Raw genomic sequence first — 4,044 nt, forward strand, 5'->3', positions numbered from 1 at the left:
GCCGAGGAGGCGGCGGCCGGCCCACGTACCGCCGGCCAGGGCGGCCGCGCACCAGATGCGGGCGTCGCCCAGCAGTCGGACCGCCCATCCCCCTCCCCCGCCGGAGCCGCCGTCGAGCAGGGCGCGGGGGAGGCCGAGGAGGGACATGGCCGGGAGGTAGGGGGTGTACTCCCCGACGCCGGCGGGGTGGTCCACGTACGTCTTCCCGGTGGCCAGGAGGAGCCGCCCCGACCGTTCGATCACGCCGACCTCGGACTGGCCCTGCCCGGTCAGGACCAGGTACAGGAGGGGTACGGCGACGGCGCCCAGCAGGGCCGCGCCGAGCGCCTCCCGGCGCCGGCCGAGGGCGGTGGCCGCGGCGGCGGCGAGGTACCCGGCGGCCGCGCACCAGCCCCACAGGCGGTGCGGGGCCAGGCCGGAGAAGAGCGGGAAGGACAGGGCCCACACGGCGGCGAGCAGCCAGCCGGCGGTCCACCGGACGGTACGGGAAGGGGTCATGGACCCATTCCAGCCGCGCGGCCCCGCCCGGGTCTGCACGCCTGGGCGGAGCTTCCGTGGTGGGGTTTTCCCTACCGGGGCCCCGGGCCGGGTACGCCGAAGGGCGCGACCCGGGACGGGGTCGCGCCCTTCGGGCGGCGTTCACACGGGGGCTCAGGCCTCCGGGGAACCGCCGAAGCGCTCGCGGTAGGACTCCAGGTCCTCCTCGGTGACGCGGGCGAAGAGCACCGGCGGCACGGTGAACGGGGTCCCGGCCGGGACCGCGTCCAGCGCCCTGGCCTGCTCCGGGGTCACCCAGGTCGTGGTGTCGCCGGGCAGGTCGAACGCGGTGCGCATGGCGCGCGCCGAGGCCGGGATGAACGGCTCGGAGACCACCGAGTAGAGGTGGATGAGGTTCATCGCCGTGCGCAGGGTGAGCGCGGCGGCCTCCAGGTCGGTCTTGACCTCCAGCCAGGGGGCCTTCTCGTCCAGGTAGGCGTTGCCCGCGGACCACAGGGCGCGCAGCGCGGCGGCGGCCTTGCGGTACTGGAGGGTCTCCATGTGGCCCTCGTACTCGGCGAGCAGCTCGGCGATCTGCTCGCCCAGCTTGGCCTCGGCCTCGCCGGCGGGGCTGCCGGCCGGGACCTCGTCGCCGAACTTCTTGCGGGAGAAGGTCAGGACGCGGTTCACGAAGTTGCCGAGGGTGCCGCCGAGGTCCTTGTTGACCGTGGCGGCGAAGTGCTCCCAGGTGAACGAGGAGTCGTCGGACTCGGGGGCGTTGGCGATCAGGAAGTAGCGCCAGAAGTCGGCCGGGAGGATCTCCAGCGCCTGGTCGGTGAAGACGCCGCGCTTCTGCGACGTGGAGAACTTGCCGCCGTAGTACGTCAGCCAGTTGAAGGCCTTGACGTAGTCGACCTTCTTCCAGGGCTCGCGGGTGCCGAGCTCGGTGGCCGGGAACATCACCGTGTGGAACGGGACGTTGTCCTTGGCCATGAACTGGGTGTAGCGGACGTCCTCGGCCTCGAACCACCAGGACTTGTAGTCGCGGTTCGCCGGGTCGGCGTCGGCCCACTCCTTGGTGGAGGCGATGTACTCGATCGGCGCGTCGAACCAGACGTAGAAGACCTTGCCCTCGGCGGCCAGTTCGGGCCAGGTGTCGGCCGGGACGGGGACGCCCCAGTCGAGGTCGCGGGTGATGGCGCGGTCGTGGAGACCCTCGGTCAGCCACTTGCGGGCGATGGAGGAGGCCAGCTGCGGCCACTCCTCCTCGTGGCGCGCGACCCAGGCCTCGACCTCGTGCTGGAGCTTGGACTGCAGGAGGAAGAGGTGCTTGGTCTCGCGGACCTCCAGCTCGGTGGAGCCGGAGATGGCCGAGCGGGGCTCGATCAGGTCCGTGGGGTCCAGGACGCGGGTGCAGTTCTCGCACTGGTCGCCGCGGGCCTTGTCGTAGCCACAGTGCGGGCAGGTGCCCTCGACGTAGCGGTCCGGCAGGAAGCGGCCGTCGGCGGGCGAGTACACCTGCCGGATCGCACGCTCCTCGATGAAGCCGTTCGCCTGGAGCTGCCGCGCGAAGTGCTGGGTGATCTCGGCGTTCTGCGCGGAGGAGCTGCGGCCGAAGTAGTCGAAGGACAGCTCGAAGCCGTCGTAGACCGCCTTCTGGGCGTCGTGGGCCTGCGCGCAGAACTCGGCGACCGAGATCCCGGCCTCCTTCGCGGCGAGTTCGGCGGGGGTGCCGTGCTCGTCGGTGGCGCAGATGTACAGGACGTCGTGGCCGCGCTGGCGGAGGTACCGGGAGTACACATCCGCCGGAAGCATCGACCCGACCATGTTGCCCAGGTGCTTGATCCCGTTGATGTAGGGAAGCGCGCTGGTGATCAGGTGTCGAGCCATCCTCGGATGCTCCATTTCAGTTCATTTCTACGGATCCATGCGGGTGCGTTCGGCGGCGTCCCGTCCGGGGCGTGCCGTGCCGGATACACATGGTGAGGCGGTTCATCGTATCGAACCGCGGGCACGGACCCCGACCGGTATCCGGTGGGCGGACGCGGAGGTGCCGACGGGATATGCGTACGGGCCGACGGGCCCTCCGCGTGGTCGGGATCGTTCACGAACCGGTCACACCCAACGCAATCCCTTCAGCTTCCTCATCCACGCCCCCCGAGTGCGCCGGTGGTGCTCTCATGGACCGGCACCAGGGGATGAGGTGGGGAACGGTGAACGATGGCGGACCGGAGGAGTCCGGCGGGGCCGTGGGACTGCCCAGCCGGCGGCGGCAGCCCACGCCCATGAGCCAGTGGGACCCGACCGCGCGCCTGTCGTACTGGGCCTTCCACAGCAACCGGCGGCCCGCGTACATGCGCTTCGCGTACCTCCAGCTCGGCTCCGACACGGACGCCGAGGACGCGGTGGACGCCACCTTCGACTCGATCATGCACGAATGGCTCCGCATGCTGCACATGGACCGACTCGACGCCTACGCCTGGACCGTGCTGAAACAGCGCATCGTCGACTGGCAGCAGCGCCGCGACCCCCGCCTGCGCCGGCCCGAGCCGATGGACATCAGCGCCTTCGAGGCGGCCCTGAAGGAGGCCCACCCCGACCAGTACGAGGTGCTGACCGACACCATCCGCTTCTACCAGGCCGTCTCCCGCCTCGCCGAGGGCCAGCGGGACACCGTGATGCTGCGCTACGGGCTCCAGTGCACGCCGGGCGAGGCCGCCGCCGTGATGGGCGTCGACGAGGCCACCGTCCGCTCGCAGCTCGGCCAGGCCCACCGGCGCCTCGCGCGGCTGCTCGACGCCGTACCCGAGTCATGACCGCCGCCGCCGACGACGACCGCACCGGGGCGGACGGGGACCGCGCCGCGGCCCCCCGCCCCCTGTCCGAGTTCCTGCTCCGCGCGGGCGTCCGCGACCGCTACCCGCACTACGACCTGGGCGCCGCCGAGGCCCGGCTGCTGCGCGTCCCCCGCCCTTCGGGCGCCCCGGCCGCCCCGCCCGCCCGCAACCGGCGGCGCCCCTTCGGCTGGAGCGACCCCGCCCGCGACTGCCCGCTCGACTCCGAACGGGCCCGCCGGGACCTGAAGGCCGCCTGCCTCGCCGTGGTCTGCGACCCGCACGCGCGGCGCGACCTCGGCCGCTTCGTCGACGGCGGCCACGCCGACCTGCCGGGGGCGGTCGTCTTCGGTTGCCTGCTGCACCTGCGGGGCTGCGTTCTGGTGGCAGTTCGCGGCCGGGTCCGGGGGCGCGCGTACCGCCCCCGCCGCGTACTGCCTCTTCCTCGACCACTCCCGGCGCGGCGAGCACCACGACGCCCGCCACTGGGCCCGCGAGCTGGGCCGCCGGGGCTTCCGTCCCGGCGGCCGCCGGGAGCTGCGCGAGGTCCGGCTGTGCGCCCAGGCGGCCGTCCTGCGGTACGTCGACCAGTGCGACGATCCCGACCTGGGCCCGGTGCCGCTGCCCAGGGCGGAGCTTCCCGTGGTGCTGGCCGCGTTCCTGGCGCCGTCCCCGCCCCCGCTCCCGCCGCGGCGGCCGCGCCCCGCCGCGGGCCCGCTGCGCCACCCCGCGC

Annotated in this window: 2 protein-coding genes and 2 pseudogenes; 2 read left to right on the top strand and 2 right to left on the bottom strand. The window is 73.1% G+C overall.

Features of this window, described 5'->3' with window-relative positions:
• A pseudogene (locus VR44_RS19375) lies at window positions 1-498 on the bottom strand (hypothetical protein); the annotation flags it as partial.
• 153 nt (window positions 499-651) lie between these two features.
• Window positions 652-2,367, bottom strand: a complete 1,716-nt coding sequence (gene metG / locus VR44_RS19380; protein WP_045948808.1) for a methionine--tRNA ligase — start codon at window positions 2,365-2,367, stop codon at window positions 652-654.
• A 323-nt stretch (window positions 2,368-2,690) separates the two neighbouring features.
• Between metG and VR44_RS19385 the strand changes: the two genes are divergently transcribed.
• Together VR44_RS19385 and VR44_RS45135 are read left to right on the top strand one after the other, a co-directional pair.
• Window positions 2,691-3,293: an RNA polymerase sigma factor gene (locus VR44_RS19385; RefSeq protein ID WP_245691995.1), complete on the top strand. Its 603-nt coding sequence runs from the start codon at window positions 2,691-2,693 to the stop codon at window positions 3,291-3,293.
• Window positions 3,290-4,044: pseudogene (locus tag VR44_RS45135) on the top strand (hypothetical protein); the annotation flags it as partial. The gene VR44_RS19385 and the pseudogene VR44_RS45135, both read left to right, overlap by 4 nt.

Origin of the sequence: Streptomyces katrae (genome assembly GCF_000966975.1) — a bacterium.
Lineage (GTDB): Bacteria > Actinomycetota > Actinomycetes > Streptomycetales > Streptomycetaceae > Streptomyces > Streptomyces katrae.